The organism is Skermanella sp. (assembly GCF_059503625.1).
In genome coordinates, this window is the sequence record NZ_JCACHA010000485.1 from 1 (window position 1) to 2223 (window position 2223).

The window sequence follows — 2223 nt, forward strand, 5'->3', positions numbered from 1 at the left end:
CCAGAAATCCGCAGAAGATCGCCACCTTCAGCCTATTTCACAGCTGACTCGGTAGCGAAGAGCTTCCTCCTCCGCTCACTCGGGTCCTCAGGCGAGGGAGCAAGGGCGGCCTGTGCAGTGCGCTCGTCCCTCAAAGGCTGGTACAAATCACGCCGCGCACGAACCCGGGCAGTCTCGCGCTCGACCGCGAAGTTACGAGCCGCTGCGATCTCCGCTGCTGCTTGGGGTGCCATTTGAGCCAATTTCGCGGCGGTTTCGCTCAGACGTTCCGCCCGATTGGCTGAGTCGCCATAGCTGGCTGTCAACAGCCGCCCGTCCTCCGCAAAGGTGGCGCCTAGGGCATTCTGCTGGAACGAGCCGTTCCAGAACGGGAGCACCATCATCTGGCCTAGCTGTGGCACCGGGCCTGCGGCAAGCAGCTTGGGTTCGGTGAAGGATGGGCTGCGTGCAATCAGCATGCCGTTCATGGGCGTACGGTAGCGGAGACCAAGCGTTGCAGATTCGCCAGCTATGCTTGCCGAACTCCCACCGATGGATGCCGCACCGGCGCTTTGCTCTCGAGGGGGAGAGCGCTCGATGTTCATTGCCACTTCCGCTTGGCCAAGGTCGTACCCGCCGGTGACCCAAGCCCGCAACGTTGCTGACCCTAGGCTTGGCAGGGATCCGGTTGTCGTGTTGCCGCCAGGCGGCCAAGCTACCGTGCGGGTCTCGGTCACGTTTTCCAGGGTGTCCAAATGAACCGCGTTGGCGCGCGCCTGCGCGGACCGGGCCACAGCGAGCGCACGAGCTGATCGAAGCACCGCCGCCTGCGTCGGACCATCCAGCCGCGCGCCAATCAGCGATGCGACATCCCGCACGGCTTCCCATTCGGAACGAGCGCTGTCCAGAGTTGCGGTTGCTGCTTTGAGCGCGCCCTTGGTGCGCTTAGCCGTTTCCAGTGCGGCAGCGGCGGCCAGCGTGCATCCAGGTGCGCCGGGGCGCGCACTTTCGACTCCGTCCGGAGGCAAGCCAACGGTCAGGCGTCCAACAGTAATTGCTGTTTGGATGATTGCGGATTCGAACTTAGCCGTGGCCTCTCACCTACGATTACCCCACTAGTCCAGCCCCCGACGCGCTAGGTTACGGGGCAGCCAATGCTCGACCCGGGCAAGGGGCTTGCATCGTGGCCGATGGGCAGTGACCACTCCCCACCGCGTTCGCTCGTAAAGGAGGAAATGATGATGTCCGACACCAATGAGGATCGGGAAACCCGCATCAGAGAGCGGGCTTATACACTGTGGGAAGAGGACGGCCGCCCTGAGGGTCGAGCCGATGAATATTGGGCGCGGGCGCGCCGCATTATTGAGTCGGAGGATGAGCCCAGGGCACCGGATATGGTGGCCGATCCACCGCTCTGAGCCGACGTTGCTGTGTTCGTCTTTGGTGTTCTGACCGGGACGGAGGATTCCCTGGTAGGGTGGGGTACGCGATTGGGTCCTGATGAGGACCGGAGTGGAGATCCAGCTTTCGCCTGAGGATCGGGCAGGGCTGGAGCGGCTGGTAGCGGATCGGAACACACCGCGGAAGCACGCTTGGCCAGCCCAGATTGTGTTGCTCAGTGAAGGCGTCGGCACCATGGAGATCATGCGCCGGACTAGACGGTCGAAGTTTATAGTCTGGCGCTGACAAGCCCGGATTACGGCTGCGGGGGTGGACGGCCTGTGGCGTGACAAGACGCGTCCGTCCGGCCGCAAGCCCCTGGCGGCTTCGGTGGTGCAGCAGGTGGTCACCAAGGCTACGACGGAGAGGCCGCCTGCTCCGACCCACTGGACGGCGCGAGTGATGACCCGGGCGGTCGGCATTGCGGTGAGTTCGGTGCAGAATATCTGCCAGGCACACAGGCTGAAGCCGCACCTGGTACGTCGCTTCAAGCTATCCAACGACCCGGCTTTTGCCGAAGATGATCAACATCGTCAGATTGGCCATGAACCCGGCCGACCGGGCGCTGGTGCCGGCGGTAGACACGAAGAGCCAGATCCAGGCGCTCAGCCGCACCCAACCAGGGCTGCCGCTGAAACGTGCTCGTGCAGGCACCATGACGCACGACTACAAGCGCCACGGCACCACGACCTTGTTCGCCGCGCTGAACGTGCTCAACGGCACCGTCATCGGCCTCTGGACGGGGCGCTCCTATCTCAGGCGGACATCTGGTCTAGCTGTTTGGTCCCGGGATTTTGTGGTGCG

At 63.6% G+C, this 2223-nt stretch carries 2 protein-coding genes and 1 pseudogene; 2 read left to right on the top strand and 1 reads right to left on the bottom strand.

What is annotated here, in order from left to right; translation table 11 throughout:
* Window positions 1-32: 32 nt before the first annotated feature.
* On the bottom strand, window positions 33-1007 hold the full coding sequence (locus AC5JJ6_RS10615; protein WP_496042007.1) for a hypothetical protein: 975 nt from the start codon (window positions 1005-1007) through the stop codon (window positions 33-35).
* Between the two features lie 213 nt (window positions 1008-1220).
* On the opposite strand from AC5JJ6_RS10615, the gene AC5JJ6_RS10620 reads away from it, so the two are divergent.
* On the top strand, window positions 1221-1397 hold the full coding sequence (locus AC5JJ6_RS10620) for a DUF2934 domain-containing protein (protein ID WP_496042008.1): 177 nt from the start codon (window positions 1221-1223) through the stop codon (window positions 1395-1397).
* Between the two features lie 82 nt (window positions 1398-1479).
* A pseudogene (locus AC5JJ6_RS10625) lies at window positions 1480-2152 on the top strand (transposase); the annotation flags it as partial.
* Window positions 2153-2223 lie beyond the last annotated feature (71 nt).